This is a genomic window from Loktanella sp. S4079 (assembly GCF_000967725.1).
Lineage (GTDB): Bacteria > Pseudomonadota > Alphaproteobacteria > Rhodobacterales > Rhodobacteraceae > Yoonia.
Window position 1 is genome coordinate 303,555 of record NZ_JXYE01000002.1, and the last position, 16,566, is coordinate 320,120.

Consider the following 16,566-nt stretch of genomic DNA (forward strand, 5'->3'; position numbering starts at 1 on the left):
GAACGCGCGTGCCTGTTATCACTGTCCCTCGTTCCAAACTGCGCCCGGCATTGACCGGGCGCTTTTTTCGATGGGCATAAATGAGGGATACAATGCATTATTCTGATGAGTTTCTGCGTGAGGTGTTGAGTAGTGCAAAGACCATTGCATTGGTCGGCGCATCGACTAATCCAGCACGACCAAGTCGAATGGTCGGAGAATTTTTGGTCCAAAAGGGGTATCGCGTAATTGGCGTCAATCCGGGGCTTGCTGGTAAGCAAATGTTTGGCGAAACGGTCTATGCTGATCTGGCATCCATTCCTGACCAAGTTGACCTTGTAGATATTTTTCGCGCCTCCGATGCGGTGCCGGGTATCGTTCATGACGCTCTTACACATCTGAGCGGCTTGCAAACGATCTGGATGCAGTTAGGTGTTGAACACGCACAGGCCACGCAGCAAGCACAGGCGCAGGGCATCAAGGTTGTACAGGACCGTTGCCCAAAAATTGAGATTGCGCGATTAGGGCTATAGTTAGCTGCGACTTGCTTTTTCCGCGATACCGGAGGTGCCTTGCCTGCGGGCAAGTTCTGCGACCACGTCATCGAGGCTAACATCACGCGCCGCCAGCATGACCAGCAAATGGTAGATCACGTCGGCAGCTTCTGAGGTCAGCTTGGCCTTGTCGCCTTTGACGGCTTCGATAATCGCTTCGATGGCTTCTTCGCCGAATTTTTCGGCGCATTTTTCCGGCCCTTTGGCAAAGAGTTTTGCCGTCCAACTGGTTTCCGGGTCTGCCCCTTTACGAGAGGCAATCAAAGTTGCGAGATCATCAAGTGTCATTGTCTTACCGGAATACCAGCCGCAGCCATGTGAGATTTGGCCTCGGCGATTGTATATGTCCCAAAGTGGAAAATAGAAGCGGCGAGAACGGCTGATGCGCCGCCTTCGGTGACGCCTTCGACAAGGTGGTCGAGGGTTCCGACACCGCCAGATGCGATTACGGGCACATCAACGGCATCCGAAATTGCGCGGGTGAGGGGGATGTTAAATCCAGATTTGGTGCCGTCCCGGTCCATTGAAGTGAGCAAGATTTCACCGGCACCTTTTTCGACAACAGTGCGCGCAAATTCGACGGCATCAATCCCCGTGGGTTTACGGCCGCCGTGTGTAAAAATTTCCCACTTGCCTGGTGCCACGGTTTTGGCATCGATGGCGACGACGATACATTGGCTGCCAAAACGCATCGCAGCCTCGGCAACCACGTCAGGGTTGGCGACTGCAGCAGAGTTAAAGCTGACTTTATCGGCCCCTGCCAGCAAGAGGTCACGCACGTCGTGGTGGGTGCGCACGCCGCCGCCGATCGTCAGCGGCATAAAGCATTGCTCAGCCGTGCGGGTGGCAAGATCAAACATTGTGCCGCGATTTTCGTGGGTCGCTTTGATGTCGAGGAACACCAGCTCATCCGCGCCCGCAGCATTATAGGCAATCGCCTGTTCCACAGGGTCGCCTGCATCAATCAGGTCAACGAAGTTCACGCCTTTGACAGTGCGACCCTCGGCGACATCAAGACAGGGGATAATCCGTGTTTTTAACATGTGTTACTTTGCCTTTGTCGTGCAGCGCAGAGCCTGCGTGTTTGCAGTGGTAAGCGCAAGCGATTTGCGCCTATGCCAGCAGTTTGAGCGCGGCAGCCAGATCAATGGCCCCATCATAGAGCGCGCGGCCAGAAATCGCCCCCGCGATGACGCCCGTATCTTTTAGGGCGCTGAGGTCCGCCATTGATGACACGCCGCCAGATGCAATCACCGGAATATTGACTGCCTTGGCGAGCGCCGCAGTTGCGTCAATATTGGGTCCTTTCATCGCGCCGTCGCGCATGATGTCGGTATAGATGATGGCCGCGATACCTGCGTCTTCGAATGATTTGGCCAGGTCCGTCACCATCACGTCTGTTTCTTCGGCCCAGCCGCGCGTTGCGACCTTGCCATTACGTGCATCTAGACCGACAGCGACTTGTCCGGGAAATTCTTTGGCTGCTTCGCGCACCAGATCCGGGTCTTCGACAGCAACCGTTCCCAAAATGACGCGGGCCAAACCTTTGTCGAGCCAGCGTTCGATGGTTGCCATATCGCGAATGCCACCACCGAGTTGTGCGGGTACGGGGCATGCCTTGAGAATTGCCTCAACAGGTGCTGCGTTGACTGGTTCACCGGCAAAAGCGCCATTCAGATCCACAAGATGCAGCCATTCGCAACCGGCTGCCACAAATGACTTGGCCTGCGCAGCAGGATCGTCGTTAAAGACAGTCGTCTGATCCATATCCCCGTGCACAAGCCGCACAGCGTTACCATCTTTGAGGTCAATTGCAGGGTAAAGGATCATTGGTGCCGCCTTTCGATTGTCTTGGCGTGTTTATGCACGGCGCTTGCGGAAATGCAACGCGTGGCGCAACCTTACGTCATGCTTGATCGGAATCATGGATCACATGCATGGTTTGTGCAGATCTAGGGAGGAATAGATATGAAAAACCGGATATTGGCGATTGCCGCTGCCTTGACGATCGCAGGCGCTGCCCAAGCGCAAGACGCCGTTGGTGTATGGCAGACCGAAGTTGACGATGGCGCATACGCTCATGTCACTGTAGCCCCATGTGGGAATGCCGTCTGCGGTACGATTTCGCGCACATTTAACAGCGGTGGGGAATATCAGTCACCAAACCTTGGGCGTCAGATCGTCATCGACATGGTGCCCCAAGGTGGTGGTGCCTACGAGGGGCAGGTATGGCGCCCGTCTAACAACAAGATTTACGTCGGTAAGATGGATGTATCCGGCAATGCTTTGCGTCTTCGCGGCTGTGTGGCAGGTGGTCTGATCTGTGCAAGCCAGAACTGGACACGCGTGAACTAAAACACCGAAATCTGCCAAAGCCCCTTCAGCGATGAGGGGGCTTTTGTTTTCAGCTTTCCATGGTGATTTTGGAGATATCGTCACCGTCAAAAGCGACAGAAATCACATATTGCGTCGTGTTTTTGGGAAGTGAAAAGTCAAATATATCAATGATTTCGCTGTCTTGACTGCTCCATTTAGAGACCAACGCTAGAGACGATAAAATCTGTTGCGCGCTAGGGGTTCCCGCTCCGCAAACTTCGCGCCATTCCTCTGATGACAACTCATCGAGGTGGTGAGTGACAAAAAGCGAAACATTGTCTTCACCTTCGGGGGTGCCAAAAACGCGCTTAATTTCGTTACGCGCGATTGCTTCTTTACCGTTGTGATCCGTCATTGTTATCCCGCACGAAGCCCGGTTTCGACGAGCATGCCACGTCGTTTCGCCTCGTAATAATATCCTCGTGCATACCAGCCTACGGCGGTTTCTTCGTCACCATCCGACAGCAGCCACGCCCCGCGCAAGTATTTGCCCGCGTACATCAGGTTGGTTTCTGCATCGAGCAACCCTTCGGGTGCGCCGCGATAGCCCATTGTGCGTGCTGTCGGTGGCAGGATTTGCATCAGGCCATAGTAGGGACCATTCCGCGCAGCAGGGTTGTGCGTGCTTTCCCGGACGATCACCCGATGCAACAAGGTCACGGGAATATCGTGGATCTGCGCGTAACGATCTATTAGTCGGCGCAGTTCTGGCGTTTCATTCGGATAGAGTGGAATTTGCGCCCGCGACGATGTGTTGTCTTGCCGTTCGCGGCGGCCGCACCCCGCGGCAAAACTAAGTGCGGCGACAATCAGTGAGCGTCGAGAAAGCATGTGTAAACCCCGCTTTGTTACGGGGTCCACGTTAGAAAGTTGCCGATCATACGCAAGCCCGCATCTTGGCTTTTTTCGGGGTGAAACTGCATCCCGATGATCGTGTCGCGTCCAATGATCGCAGTTACGTCCCCGCCATAGTCCACATGTGCAATCCGTTCTGCTGGATTAGCGACCTGCATTGCGTAAGAGTGCACAAAATAAGCGTGATCGCCGCTTTGAATGCCGGAAAGCACCGGGTGGGGGGCGTCAATAATGAGATCGTTCCAACCCATATGTGGCACCTTAAGTGATGGATCACTCGGCGTAATCTTGCGGATGTCGCCAGCGACCCAGCCAAAGCCGGGGGTTTCCTCGTATTCATGCCCCGTCGTGGCAAGCATCTGCATACCAACACAGATTCCCATGAAAGGTCGCGCGCGGGTTGTGACGGCCTCGACAACGGCGTCTGCCAGCCCGCTACGCGCAAATAGCTGTGCCCGGCAATGCGGAAACGCACCATCGCCCGGTAGCACGATACGATCTGCTTTGGACACAACGTCAGGGTCAGAGGTGACGACGATTTCTCCGCCGTCGACCTCTTTGGTCATGCGTTCAAAGGCTTTCTGCGCGGAGTGCAGATTGCCGCTGTCGTAATCAATTAGCGCAGTGATCATAGGCTGCCCTTGGTCGACGGAATCGCGTCTGATTTGCGTGGGTCGGTCTCAACAGCTTCGCGCAGCGCGCGCGCCACAGATTTGAACGCAGCCTCAGTGATGTGGTGCGCGTTGAAGCCGTGAATTTTGTCGATGTGCAATGTGATGCCGCCGTGCGTGCTGAGCGCTTGGAAAAATTCATGCACGAGTTCGGTATCAAATGTGCCGATTTTGCCAAACGGAAGTTCCAGATTGCAGACCAAATACGGGCGCCCGGATAGATCAAGCGCACAACGCACCTGCGCGTCATCCATCGCAAGATGGCAGCTGCCATAGCGCCGGATTCCGCGCTTATCACCAAGTGCTTGTGTCAGGGCCTGACCAATTGCAATGCCCACGTCTTCGACCGTGTGGTGGTCATCAACGTGTAAATCTCCGTTTGCTCGGATCGTCATGTCAATCAGCGCGTGACGGGACAGTTGATCAAGCATGTGGTCAAAAAAACCGACCCCAGTCTCATTGTCGTAGACACCGTTCCCATCAAGGTTCACGGTCACCGAGATTTCTGTCTCGGCGGTTTTGCGAGTAATCGTTGCTGTCCGCATGTCGCGCGTCCTTCTGTGTTTGGGTGTTTCTATAGGCGGAACAAGGGCAGGGGCCAAGCCTAGGCGTGAATTCTGCTTAGTTTTATCAATATTTAAGGGTTGGATTCGTATTGTGACAGAAATTGCTTACCTGTCAGGAGAATCCGATGAAGGCTTTGATCATGCGAAATGACCCGTTCGCGGCGGCGGCTACCGCGCGGGTATTTGTCGAGAAAGGGTTTCAGATCCTTTGTGTTGACCGTCACGATGTTGCTGCTGCCCTGGTGAGGATGGATGTGGTGGATCTGTTGGTCATGGACGAGGCGTTCGATGGAAGGCTGACCCACGCGCTGGCCCTATCGGCAGAGCGAGCGAATCCCTATGTCAGCACAATTTTGGTCACCGAACGGATCGGCGCGCGTGCGGATGAGCTCTATGATTTGATCCCAAGCTTGCATGCCTTGGTCGGTGCATCAGCGGATGCAGGGCTTTTGGGGCGGCTTGGTGTGGCTTCTGTAACGAATCGTGATGTTGCGATGGCGCGGATTGCGAAAAACGCCATCGAGGATGCGAATGATGACGACGACGGGAGCGATAACACCCCGGCCATTCCGTCATATGCTGATGTGGCGGCGCTGACGCCTGCTTTATCAGAGCAGCCGATTATCTTTGCTGATCGCGCCCCGGAACAGGATGTACGAATGCCGGTGTTTGAATCCTTTGCGCGCCGTGACGGATTGCGTGATGTCGCGCCAATTGGGATCATTTCTGAAGGGCAATTACACCCAATTCAGTAAGCATTTCCAAAAAACAAAAGGCCGCCGAAAGGCGACCTTTTTGTTTCTAACTGGAGCGGGCGATGAGATTCGAACTCACGACCCTAACCTTGGCAAGGTTATGCTCTACCCCTGAGCTACGCCCGCGTCCGTTAGTGAGGGGTGATTTACAAACACTTCGCACAAGGTGCAAGACCTGAAATTAGAAAATTTCCGCAAGTATAAAGAAATTGTGAGGGTAAAAACAAACAAGGCCTCTCGTTTCCGAGAGGCCTTGTTTTGTTGGAGCGGGCGATGAGATTCGAACTCACGACCCTAACCTTGGCAAGGTTATGCTCTACCCCTGAGCTACGCCCGCATCCGTTTGTGCGGCTGATCTATAAAGCAATCGCGCGGTGCGCAAGCGAAAAAGACAAGCGCCGCTCATTTTTCTGAAGTGGCCGGTCGATCAAGATTTAATCGAGCGGCAATTCAAAGGACGCTTTGATCCGATCCATCACAACAGTGGTCTTGAAGCCCTTGATATCTTGGTTGTTATAAAAGAAATCGCGGGTGAACGCTTCGTAGTCGTTCATGTCTTTGGCCGTCACAATCATCACGAAATCAGTCTCGCCCGTTACATAGTATGCGCTTTGAACTTTGGGGCAATCACGGACGGATTTCTTGAACCGGTCAATGATGTCTGATCGTTCACGTTCAAGCTCTACAGAGACAAGCATCGTCAATGGGCGGCCGACTGCCGTGGTCGAAACCACCGAAATGTCCTGTTCGATGATTTTATTGTCGCGCAGCCGATGAATTCTGCGTTGAATAGAAGTCGGCGAAAGCCCGACCCGTTCCGATAGCTCGGCACTGGTGAGTTGGTTGTTTCGCTGCAGTTGTTGCAGGATTTTTTTATCAATGTCGTCAATCATGGTCTAATTCATATTTTGATAGGGGAATTTCGCGAAAACACTGCGAAGATTACGAATATTTGCAGATAATTATCTTAAGATAAAGATAATATCTCCACTTGGAACCAGGAGACATGAATGCCCGAATTGCCGTTCACAGTGCAAGAGTATGTTGCGCGACTGTCAAAAACCCGTAGCGAAATGGCCTCACGTGGTTTGGATGCGCTGTTTGTCACCGATCCGTCGAATATGTCTTGGTTGACGGGTTATGACGGCTGGTCGTTCTATGTGCACCAAGGCGTGTTGATCACGCATGATCGCGAACCCGTCTGGTGGGGGCGCGCGATGGACGCGGTTGGGGCGCAACGGACCACCTATCTAAAAGACGCGAATATCGTTGGTTATGACGATACCTTTGTTCAAAATCCGTCAAAACACCCGATGTCCGACCTTGGCCGATTGTTGAATGACTATGGATTGACCAAGTGCCGGATCGGCGTCGAAATGGATAACTACTATTTCACCGCCGCCGCATTTCTAACCTTGCAAGGCGCGGTCGAGGCCGCCCGCTTTGTCGATGCGACGGGTCTGGTGAACTGGCAACGCGCGATCAAAAGCGAGACCGAAGTGCGCTATATGCGTGCAGCCGCACGGATCGTGGAACAGATGCACGCCACGATTCGCGATAAGGCTGAACCGGGAATGCCCAAGAACGCATTGATTGCCGATATTTATCATACTTCGGTTGCGGGTGCGGATGGCTATTGGGGGGATTACCCCGCGATCGTGCCCATGGCGCCATCGGGAATGGACGCCACCGCGCCACATTTGACATGGGACGATAGTCCTCTGCGTGAGGGGGAGAGCACATTCTTTGAAATTGCGGGGGCGCATCGGCGGTATCAATGTCCGCAGTCGCGGACGCTGTTCCTTGGCAAAGTGCCGCAAAAGTATCTCGACGCGGAAAAGGCGGTCCTCGAGGCCGTTGAAGCCGGGCTAGAGCAGGCCCGCCCGGGTAACCTTTGTGAAGACATCGCTAACGCCTTTAACGGCACGTTGAATAAACTGGGTTTTGAAAAGGATAGCCGTTGTGGCTATGCAATTGGTCTGTCGTATCCCCCAGATTGGGGAGAGCGGACAATGTCGTTCCGTGCTGGGGACAAAACCGTTCTAGAGCCGGGAATGACCTTTCACTTTATGCCCGCACTTTGGCTGGATGATGGTGGCTTAGAGATCACAGAGCCGATCTTGATCACTGATCAAGGTGTTGAGTGCCTGTGCAAGACCCCGCGTGAACTCGTGATCAAAGACTAGAATATGCGAAACAATCCTATCATTCCCACGGTTAATTTCGGTGCTGATGGTGTGCAGCACGGTTATCTAAGATTACCCCATAGCCATAATGAGAGCGCCTGGGGCACCATCCAAATCCCGATCACGATTGTAAAGAATGGCGAAGGGCCGCGCGCGCTTTTGACTGGTGCCAATCATGGGGACGAATACGAAGGACCGCTCGCCTTGGTGTCGCTCGCGCAGACCCTGCGGGCAGAGGATGTCACGGGTACGGTGATTATTGTGCCATTCATGAATCTACCGGCATTTCTGGCTGGCACCCGTGTGTCGCCGCTTGATGGGGTGAATATGAACCGCGCGTTTCCGGGGCGGCCTGACGGTGGACCGACGGAAAAGATTGCAGATTACTTTCAACGGGTTTTGTTACCGATGGCGGATATTGTGCTTGATTTCCATTCGGGCGGGCGCACGTTAGATTTCCTGCCCTTTGCTGCGTCTCATGTGTTGGATGACGTCGAGCAGCAGGCCCGTTGTCGGGCCGCGCGTGATGCGTTCAACGCCCCGTTTAGTATGGAAATGCGCGAGATTGACGCGCTGGGCATGTATGATGACGCAGCTGAATCGCAGGGCAAAACCTTTGTCACGACTGAGCTGGGCGGTGGGGGGGCTGCGACCCCAGAAACCGTACAGATCGCCCGCAAAGGTCTGCGCAATTTGTTGATTCACGCCGGTATCATAGAGGGGCAGATGGATATCGCGCCCACCCGTGTTCTGACCCAACCAGATGATGCGTGTTTCCACTTTGCCGAGGACGGCGGATTGGTCGAATTTGTCGTCGCGCTGGGTCAAACGGTGCGCAACGGGGATGTGCTCGCTCATATCTGGGATCAGCGTCACACAGGCCGCCCGCCGCAAACCGTCACTGCCCAGATGGATGGCATGCTGACTGCGCGCCATTTTCCTGGGCTGATTGGCGCGGGCGATTGTCTTGCCGTGCTTGCCGTTGAAATTTCTGCTTAATCAAAAGGACGTATCATGCTTACGAACGACCCGCTCGAACAATGGGATCGCGAGAATTTCTTTCACCCCTCGACCCATTTGGCGATGCATGCGCGCGGCGAAACGCCAACGCGGGTGATTTCTGGGGCCAAAGGCGTCTACATCCAAGATCGCGACGGGAACCACTTGCTCGATGCTTTTGCAGGGCTTTATTGCGTAAATATTGGTTACGGTCATACTGAAATAGCGGAGGCCATTGCGAAACAGGCGCAGGAATTGGCCTATTACCATTCCTATGTGGGACACGGGACAGAGGCGTCGATCACCTTGTCTAAAATGATCATGGATCGCGCACCTGATCACATGTCCAAGGTTTATTTTGGTCTGTCGGGATCCGACGCAAATGAAACCAACATCAAACTGATTTGGTATTACAACAACATTCTAGGGCGCCCAGAAAAGAAAAAGATCATCTCGCGGTGGCGTGGTTATCATGGATCGGGCTTGATGACTGGTTCGCTGACAGGGCTAGACCTATTTCATAAGAAATTTGATCTCCCGCTTGCGCAGGTCATTCATACCGAGGCGCCGTATTACTACCGTCGCCAAGATCCCACTATGTCCGAAGAACAGTTTTCTGCCCATTGCGCGGCTGAGCTAGAGGCCCTGATCGAACGTGAAGGTGCAGATACAATCGCGGCATTTATCGGTGAGCCCGTTTTGGGCACCGGTGGCATTGTTCCTCCTCCGGCTGGGTATTGGGAAGCAATCCAAACTGTGCTGGAAAAACATGATATTCTACTGGTCGCGGATGAGGTGGTGACAGGATTTGGCCGATTAGGCACCATGTTTGGGTCAGAGCACTATGGCCTAAAGCCCGATTTGATTACGATTGCCAAGGGTCTAACCTCGGCCTACGCGCCGCTATCCGGCTCCATCGTGTCTGACAAAATGTGGAAAGTGCTTGAACAAGGCACAGATGAAAACGGCCCGATCGGTCATGGCTGGACCTACTCAGCGCATCCTATTTGTGCCGCTGCTGGCGTGGCCAATCTTAAGTTGTTGGACGATTTGGGTTTGGTTGCGAATGCAGTGCGCATGGGTGCCTATTTGAACAAATCCATGCAGGACGCGCTGGGCAAACATATCAACCTTGGTGATGTACGCGGGGAAGGGCTGCTTTGCGCGGTTGAATTGGTCAAAGATCAAGATACGCGGATGGGTTTTGATCCTGCCGACAAAATCTGCCCGCAGATTGTTGCGAATATGCTAGAGCAGGGTGTCATTGCGCGGGCGATGCCGCAGGGCGATATCATCGGGTTCGCCCCACCGTTCTGCATTACCGAAGCAGAAATCGACAAAGTCGTCGATGTTACCGCAAAGGCAATTGCTGCAGTTCTGGGATAAGTTGGATCAAGTCCCAACGATTGCCAAAAGGGTCGTTAAAGACAGCTAAGCGGCCATAGGGTTCGTCGCGAGGGTCTTCTTCGAAATGTACGCCCTTGGCCCGCAACTCGGCGTAATCTTTGTCAAAATTGTCGGTATGCAAGAATAGCCAGACGCGACCGCCGCCTTGATTACCAATGGCGGCGGTTTGTCGTTCACCGACGGCGCGGGCGAGTAGAAACCCTGTTTGGGCGCCTTTTGGGGCAACGCGGACCCAGCGCTTTGCTCCGCCCAGATCAGTGTCCTCGAGCAGTTCAAACCCCATTGTGCCGACAAAGAACGCAATGCCCTCATCGTAATCAGGTACCAGTATCGACAATAGGGCGAGGTGCCGCACTTAAAAGACAGCCGTTAAAAGGAGCCAAATTGCGGCAAGTCCAAGTTGCCCCATCGTGAGCAACATGCCCAACTGGCGGAGCGGGAAATTCATCGGATGTTTCCAAAATGCCGCGGCGTGGCTTGCGCGACCCAGAAGCACCATCAGCCCAAAAAGGTGCACGATCCATGCTGCGCCACCGTTCAGTTCAATGATCGCAACGAGGATGATCCCCATTGGCGCATATTCAGCAAAGTTTGCGTGAGATCTGATACGTTGCCGGATGGCTGGGTTATCTTTATCGCCCAGCGAAATCTTGAGCGCGCGACGCATCGCAATGACGCGAATTGTCAGTGTCAAGTAAATCAGAGAAATGAATGCTGCATAGATAGCGGTTATGGAAAGCATTGGGTTTGCCTTTCGAGGTGTCTAGGACACCTTTGGGCGACATTTGCCGCCCAAAGGCAAGAGCCTTATTCCAACTCGATCAGCAAATCCTTGGCATCGATTTGTCCGCCCGGTTGGACATGAACCGCCTTGATTATGGCGTCGCGTTCCGCGTGGATACCGGTTTCCATCTTCATGGCCTCAATAGTCAGCAGTAGATCGCCTTCTTTGACCTCTTTGCCAGCGGTGACCGCGACCGATGCGACAACACCTGGCATCGGGGCGCCAATATGGTCGGGGTTGCCCGCCTCAGCCTTGGGCCGCGAGACTTTCTCGGCGGCGGCCAAACGGTTCATGACCCGGATCGCACGCGGTTGACCGTTTAGTTCAAAGAACACTTTGACTTCGCCGTCTTCGTTCATTTCTGAAACGGCTTGGAGACGGATTTCGAGCGTCTTACCGGGGTCGATTTCGGCTGAAATCTCTTCGCCGGGTTCCATGCCATAAAAGAACGTCCGCGTCGGAAGTGTCCGCACTGGTCCGTAGGTTTTGTGGCGCTGCATGTAGTCGGTAAAGACCTTCGGATACATCAGATAGCCGTTCAGGTCTTCATCGTCGATTTCGGCACCATCCAGTTGGTTGGACAGGTCAGCGCGGGTCGCCTCTAGATCGACAGGCGGCAAAGATTTTCCGGGGCGTTCCGTGATTGGTTTTTCGCCCTTGAGGATTTTCTTTTGGATCGCTTCCGGCCAGCCACCGGGAGGCTGACCAAGGCTGCCGCGCATCATGTCCACAACGCTGTCAGGAAATACGACATCGACCTTGGGGTCTTCGACTTGGGCGCGGGTCAAGTTTTGGCTGACCATCATCAGCGCCATATCACCCACAACCTTGGATGATGGGGTCACTTTGACGATGTCGCCGAACATTTGGTTCACATCCGCATAGGTCTGCGCCACTTCGTGCCAGCGTTCCTCTAGGCCAAGGCTGCGAGCCTGCGCTTTGAGGTTGGTGAACTGACCGCCGGGCATTTCGTGCAGGTAAACTTCTGAGGCTGGTGCCTGAAGGCCTGATTCAAAGGCCGTGTAGTGGGCGCGAACCTGTTCAAAGTAGTTGCTGATTTCGCGAATGGCCTCGATGTCCAATCCAGTGTCGCGTGCATCGCCGCGCAATGCTTCGACAATCGAACCCAATGTCGGTTGCGATGTGTTGCCAGAGAATGAATCCATCGCCGCGTCCACACAATCTACGCCAGCGTTCGATGCCGCCAGAATGGTCGCAATGGATGCGCCCGAAGTATCATGGGTGTGGAAGTGGATCGGCAGACCGATTTCTTCTTTTAGGGCAGTGATCAGCGTTTTGGCTGCGGCAGGTTTCATAAGGCCCGCCATGTCCTTGAGACCCAGCACATGTGCGCCAGCTTCTTCTAGCTCGCGCGCCATATTGAGGTAGTATTTCAGGTCATACTTTGCCCGTTTCGGATCACGCAGATCCCCCGTGTAGCAGATTGTGCCTTCGATGACCTTGCCGGCCTTGCCAACCGCATCCATCGCGACACGCATGTTTTCGACCCAGTTTAAGCTGTCGAAAACTCGGAAGACGTCAACGCCAGATTTTGCGGCCTGAGAGACAAAGCTCTGCACCACATTGTCAGGGTAATTGGTGTAGCCGACCCCATTTGACGCCCGCAGCAGCATCTGCGTCATGATGTTTGGCATCGCTGCACGAATGTCACGCAGACGCTGCCAAGGACATTCCTGCAAGAAACGATAGGCCACATCAAATGTCGCACCACCCCAGCATTCAACGCTGAACAATTGGTTCATGTTTTGCGCATAGGCGGGGGCTGCATTGATCATATCAATTGACCGCATCCGCGTCGCCAAGAGCGACTGGTGACCGTCCCGCATCGTGGTGTCGGTGATCAGCAGTTGTTTCTGGTCGCGCATCCAATCGGCAACGGCTTCTGCCCCGAAGTCTTCGAGAATGTTGCGGGTGCCTGGCGTGAAATCGGTGATTGGTTTTACCGGAGGTTTCGGCGCTTTGACCTCGGCCGCAGGGCGCGGACGGCCAGCGGTCTCTGGGTGGCCGTTCACGGTGATATCCGCAATATAGGTCAGGATTTTCGTCGCACGGTCGCGACGTTTGCTAAAGTTGAACAGATCAGGTGTCTGATCGATGAACTTTGTGTGGTATTCGTTGCTCAGGAACGTGGGGTGTTTCAGCAGGTTTTCGACAAATGCAATGTTCGTCGAAACGCCACGAATACGGAATTCACGCAGGGCGCGGTCCATCCGTGCGATTGCCATTTCAGGGGTTGGTGCGCGGGCAGTCACTTTGGTTAGCAAGCTATCGTAATAGCGCGTGATCACTGCGCCGGAATAGGCCGTACCGCCGTCCAAACGAATGCCGGGGCCAGTCGCAGAACGGTACATCTGAATGCGACCGTAATCAGGGATAAAGTTGTTCTGCGGGTCTTCGGTCGTGACGCGGCACTGCAATGCGTGACCGTCAAGTTTAACGTCATATTGTGACGCGCAACCTGTTGCCTCGACCAATGACTTGCCTTCGGCGATCAAGATCTGCGCACGCACGATGTCGATGCCAGTGACTTCTTCGGTGACGGTGTGTTCCACCTGAACACGGGGGTTTACCTCGATAAAGTAGAACTCGCCGCTGTCCATATCCATCAGGAATTCGACAGTGCCGGCGCATTCATAGTTCACGTGCTGACAGATTTTCTTGCCCAGATTACATAGCTGTTCACGCTGTGTGCCCGACAGATATGGAGCAGGGGCGCGTTCGACGACCTTTTGGTTGCGGCGCTGGACGGAACAATCGCGTTCCCATAGGTGATACATCTGCCCGTGCGTGTCGCCCAAGATTTGCACTTCGACGTGGCGCGCCTTGATGATCATCTTTTCAAGGTAACCTTCGCCGTTACCGAATGCGGCCTCGGCCTCGCGGCGACCTTCGAGAACCTTTTCTTCGAGTTCGTCTTCGGACATGATCGGGCGCATGCCGCGGCCACCGCCACCCCAAGACGCCTTCAGCATCAAGGGATAGCCAATTTCCGCTGCTTGCTTTTTGATCTTGGCCATATCATCGCCAAGAACTTCGGTTGCTGGGATCACGGGCACGCCTGCTTCGATCGCAACACGACGCGCGCTGGCCTTGTCGCCTAAGGCACGCATGGTTTCGGCTTTGGGGCCGATAAAGGTGATACCGTTTGCGGCGCAGGCATCAACGAATTCAGGGTTTTCTGACAAAAGCCCGTAACCGGGGTGGATCGCGTCGGCGCCAGCCATTTTGGCGACGCGAATGATCTCATCAATCGAAAGATAGGCAGCAACCGGGCCCAGCCCCTCGCCAATGCGATAGGCTTCGTCTGCTTTAAAGCGGTGCAAACCCAGCTTGTCTTCCTCAGCGTAAACCGCGACGGTTTTCTTGCCCATTTCGTTTGCCGCACGCATGATGCGGATCGCGATTTCGCCACGGTTGGCAATCAAAATCTTGTTGAACTCGGTCATTGCACTCCCCTTTGCAGTTGCAGCATTCTTAGCGGGCTGCGGCCAATTGTCCAGACCCATTGTTAGCGCTAACGTGACGTTTTACAGCTTTGCACGCTGAATTTCGGCAAGATTACGAGCACCAATTTGACCCATGTTGCTGATCATATCCTGCTGTAGGATGTCTAAGACATGCGCAGCACCGGATTCGCCTAAGGCCCCCAATCCATAGTGGAATGCGCGCCCGAGCATGACAAAATCTGCCCCAAGCGCAATTGCACGGAGCACATCCAAACCGCCCGCAATCCCGCTATCAAAGATGATGGGTAGGTTGGTTGCCGCGCGAACATCGGGCAAAACGTCAATTGCTGCAGGTGCACCATCGAACTGTCGACCCGCATGGTTACTGACCCAAATCGCGTCAACGCCTTCGTCCGACAGTTGTGCGGCATCGTCTGGGTTGCAAACCCCTTTGATGATCAGTGGCCCATCCCAATGCGCGCGCAGCCAGCGCAGGTATTCCCAGTCGGGCGAGGTCCGCAGTAAATAGCCAATATGCTGTGTCGAGGGCAGGGCTGTCTTGATGTCAGAATAGCTCTCCATCAATTTCAGGCGGGGCATTCCGGTCTTGCGAATTCCATTGAGCCATGCCGGACAGCGCGCCGCTTGCATTGCAAGTCTTGGCGTTAGTTTAGGCGGGTTGCTCATCCCGCCACGGGTCTGACGTTCACGGCGTGAGGCGACAGGAACATCCACAGTTAGCACAAGGGTATGAAACCCCGAATCTTTGGCGCGCCTTAGGATATCTTTGCGGATTTCCGGGTCGCGAGGCGGATAGAGTTGAAACCACCCTTGATCGCCCACCAGCGGGCCGATTTCTTCGGGCAATTGGCTGGCAACTGTCGAAAGCGTGTAGGGAATGGCTTCAGTCGCGGCGGTGCGCGCGAGCATCCGTTCGGCGCCGGGCCAGACAATGCCAGACATGCCGACAGGTGCGATACCAATAGGTAACGGGTAATCACGGCCCAGTAGCGTTGTGCTAAGATCCGGCGTGAATTCACCGTGCAAGATTGATGGGCGAAATAGGATTTTATCTAGCGATGAACGATTGCGATGTTGCGTGGTTTCAAGCCCAGTCGCGCTATCCATGTATTCCCAGACAAAGTGCGGAATACGTTTTTTCGCGCGGGCCTTGAGGTCGGCAATAGCTGGGTATTTTGTATGTAGTGACACGCATCTATCCAATCATGAGATGGCCGCAGAGGCCCAAAAGAAATCCCGCAACAGCGCCAAGTGCTGGGCCATGACGATTGGCCAGTTTGGCTTGCGGTGCGATATCCTGAAAAATCAAGTAGAGTATCGCGCCTGCGGCCGTCAGCATCAGCGCGCCGGTTACTTGCGGGAAATCGGCCAGCAAAAGAAATCCTGCGAGCGCCGAGGCTGGGCCGATACAGGCGAGGCCCACAAAATTTCGCAGGATTGCCCCCGATTTTGCACCAGAATCGCGCTGTTCGCGGAATGCGTTGAAACCTTCTGGCAGGTTTTGAAGTGCGATCATCAATGCGAGAAGTAACCCAGAGCTTTTGCCGCTGGCGATAACCGCACCTAATGCGACCGCCTCGGGGATAAAATCTGATAGCATCGCAACAAGCTGTGCCTTGTGCGAACCTTGGCGGGTCAGGCGCATATCTACCACAGCCATTGCAATCGCCCCCGCCGCGATCCAGCCAATAACCGCAAAGGTATTTAGCGCCTCATCCCCTTGGGGAATTAGAACAAATGCGACCGCGCTGAGCAATGCGCCGCCGCCAAAGGCGACAACGCTGTGACGCAATTCGGTGCGTAGCCAGTCACGTTGGATATTTTCATTCGCGGCAATCACGCCCCCAAGGGGGATCATTGCGCTGACAAGGGTTCCCAAAAGAATTACCTGAAACATAGGACATGCGTAGCTGAACAATTTCGACAAGGGAAGCTGGGAACATTGT

General features: G+C 54.4%; 19 protein-coding genes and 2 tRNA genes. 6 read left to right on the forward strand and 15 right to left on the reverse strand.

Annotated elements, in window-relative coordinates; translation table 11 throughout:
- Positions 1-92 precede the first annotated feature (92 nt).
- Positions 93-512: a CoA-binding protein gene (locus TW80_RS02620; RefSeq protein WP_045995801.1), complete on the forward strand. Its 420-nt coding sequence runs from the start codon at positions 93-95 to the stop codon at positions 510-512.
- On the opposite strand, the gene TW80_RS02625 is transcribed toward TW80_RS02620, so the two are convergent.
- The 3 genes from TW80_RS02625 to hisA all read right to left on the reverse strand — a co-directional run bounded on the left by TW80_RS02625 (position 513) and on the right by hisA (position 2,363).
- Positions 513-821: a phosphoribosyl-ATP diphosphatase gene (locus TW80_RS02625; RefSeq protein WP_045995802.1), complete on the reverse strand. Its 309-nt coding sequence runs from the start codon at positions 819-821 to the stop codon at positions 513-515.
- Positions 818-1,576, reverse strand: a complete 759-nt coding sequence (hisF, locus tag TW80_RS02630; RefSeq protein ID WP_045995803.1) for an imidazole glycerol phosphate synthase subunit HisF — start codon at positions 1,574-1,576, stop codon at positions 818-820. Before hisF ends, TW80_RS02625 begins: the two co-directional genes overlap by 4 nt.
- Before the next feature lie 70 nt (positions 1,577-1,646).
- The gene (gene hisA, locus TW80_RS02635) at positions 1,647-2,363 is read right to left on the reverse strand and encodes a 1-(5-phosphoribosyl)-5-[(5-phosphoribosylamino)methylideneamino]imidazole-4-carboxamide isomerase (protein ID WP_045995804.1); all 717 of its coding nucleotides are present in this window, start codon (positions 2,361-2,363) and stop codon (positions 1,647-1,649) included.
- A gap of 138 nt (positions 2,364-2,501) precedes the next feature.
- On the opposite strand from hisA, the gene TW80_RS02640 reads away from it, so the two are divergent.
- Positions 2,502-2,888 carry a DUF2147 domain-containing protein gene (locus TW80_RS02640; protein ID WP_045995805.1) on the forward strand — a complete coding sequence of 129 codons (387 nt, stop codon included), beginning with the start codon at positions 2,502-2,504 and terminating at the stop codon, positions 2,886-2,888.
- 49 nt (positions 2,889-2,937) lie between these two features.
- Here the strand turns inward: TW80_RS02640 and TW80_RS02645 are convergent, their stop codons facing one another.
- The 4 genes from TW80_RS02645 to hisB are packed head-to-tail and all read right to left on the reverse strand — an operon-like array spanning position 2,938 to position 4,980.
- A complete protein-coding gene (locus tag TW80_RS02645) occupies positions 2,938-3,264 on the reverse strand; it encodes a DUF2004 domain-containing protein (RefSeq protein ID WP_045995806.1) in 327 nt (108 codons plus the stop codon).
- A gap of 2 nt (positions 3,265-3,266) precedes the next feature.
- Entirely contained in the window at positions 3,267-3,740 is a 474-nt protein-coding gene (locus TW80_RS02650; RefSeq protein ID WP_045995807.1) for a lytic transglycosylase domain-containing protein, read from the reverse strand.
- Between the two features lie 17 nt (positions 3,741-3,757).
- Positions 3,758-4,396 (reverse strand): imidazole glycerol phosphate synthase subunit HisH, encoded by a 639-nt coding sequence (hisH, locus tag TW80_RS02655; RefSeq protein WP_045995808.1) that lies wholly within the window; start codon positions 4,394-4,396, stop codon positions 3,758-3,760.
- Entirely contained in the window at positions 4,393-4,980 is a 588-nt protein-coding gene (hisB, locus tag TW80_RS02660; protein WP_045995809.1) for an imidazoleglycerol-phosphate dehydratase HisB, read from the reverse strand. Before hisB ends, hisH begins: the two co-directional genes overlap by 4 nt.
- Positions 4,981-5,126: 146 nt before the next feature.
- Between hisB and TW80_RS02665 the strand changes: the two genes are divergently transcribed.
- Positions 5,127-5,756 carry a hypothetical protein gene (locus TW80_RS02665; RefSeq protein WP_052700870.1) on the forward strand — a complete coding sequence of 210 codons (630 nt, stop codon included), beginning with the start codon at positions 5,127-5,129 and terminating at the stop codon, positions 5,754-5,756.
- Between the two features lie 51 nt (positions 5,757-5,807).
- Here the strand turns inward: TW80_RS02665 and TW80_RS02670 are convergent.
- The 3 genes from TW80_RS02670 to TW80_RS02680 form a co-directional block, all read right to left on the reverse strand.
- Positions 5,808-5,882 (reverse strand) — tRNA-Gly (locus TW80_RS02670).
- 136 nt (positions 5,883-6,018) lie between these two features.
- Positions 6,019-6,093 (reverse strand) — tRNA-Gly (locus tag TW80_RS02675).
- Positions 6,094-6,190: 97 nt separating this feature from the next.
- Positions 6,191-6,649, reverse strand: a complete 459-nt coding sequence (locus tag TW80_RS02680; RefSeq protein ID WP_045995810.1) for an Lrp/AsnC family transcriptional regulator — start codon at positions 6,647-6,649, stop codon at positions 6,191-6,193.
- 117 nt (positions 6,650-6,766) lie between these two features.
- On the opposite strand from TW80_RS02680, the gene doeA reads away from it, so the two are divergent.
- From doeA to TW80_RS02695, 3 genes are read left to right on the forward strand one after another with little or no spacing between them, the layout of a single operon-like run.
- On the forward strand, positions 6,767-7,942 hold the full coding sequence (doeA, locus tag TW80_RS02685; RefSeq protein ID WP_045995811.1) for an ectoine hydrolase DoeA: 1,176 nt from the start codon (positions 6,767-6,769) through the stop codon (positions 7,940-7,942).
- Between the two features lie 3 nt (positions 7,943-7,945).
- Positions 7,946-8,941, forward strand: coding sequence for a N(2)-acetyl-L-2,4-diaminobutanoate deacetylase DoeB (gene doeB, locus TW80_RS02690; protein ID WP_045995812.1), 996 nt, complete (start codon positions 7,946-7,948; stop codon positions 8,939-8,941).
- A gap of 15 nt (positions 8,942-8,956) precedes the next feature.
- Positions 8,957-10,327 carry an aspartate aminotransferase family protein gene (locus TW80_RS02695; RefSeq protein ID WP_045995813.1) on the forward strand — a complete coding sequence of 457 codons (1,371 nt, stop codon included), beginning with the start codon at positions 8,957-8,959 and terminating at the stop codon, positions 10,325-10,327.
- Here TW80_RS02695 and TW80_RS02700 read toward each other — a convergent pair.
- The 5 genes from TW80_RS02700 to TW80_RS02720 form a co-directional block, all read right to left on the reverse strand.
- On the reverse strand, positions 10,293-10,703 hold the full coding sequence (locus TW80_RS02700) for a VOC family protein (RefSeq protein ID WP_045995814.1): 411 nt from the start codon (positions 10,701-10,703) through the stop codon (positions 10,293-10,295). The two genes, TW80_RS02695 and TW80_RS02700, sit on opposite strands and share 35 nt — an antisense overlap.
- The gene (locus TW80_RS02705) at positions 10,704-11,090 is read right to left on the reverse strand and encodes an MAPEG family protein (protein ID WP_045995815.1); all 387 of its coding nucleotides are present in this window, start codon (positions 11,088-11,090) and stop codon (positions 10,704-10,706) included. It abuts the gene before it with no gap.
- A gap of 65 nt (positions 11,091-11,155) precedes the next feature.
- Positions 11,156-14,599 (reverse strand): pyruvate carboxylase, encoded by a 3,444-nt coding sequence (locus tag TW80_RS02710; RefSeq protein WP_045996962.1) that lies wholly within the window; start codon positions 14,597-14,599, stop codon positions 11,156-11,158.
- Positions 14,600-14,680: 81 nt separating this feature from the next.
- On the reverse strand, positions 14,681-15,811 hold the full coding sequence (locus tag TW80_RS02715) for an alpha-hydroxy acid oxidase (protein WP_084625705.1): 1,131 nt from the start codon (positions 15,809-15,811) through the stop codon (positions 14,681-14,683).
- A gap of 4 nt (positions 15,812-15,815) precedes the next feature.
- The gene (locus TW80_RS02720; RefSeq protein ID WP_045995817.1) at positions 15,816-16,517 is read right to left on the reverse strand and encodes a ZIP family metal transporter; all 702 of its coding nucleotides are present in this window, start codon (positions 16,515-16,517) and stop codon (positions 15,816-15,818) included.
- Positions 16,518-16,566 lie beyond the last annotated feature (49 nt).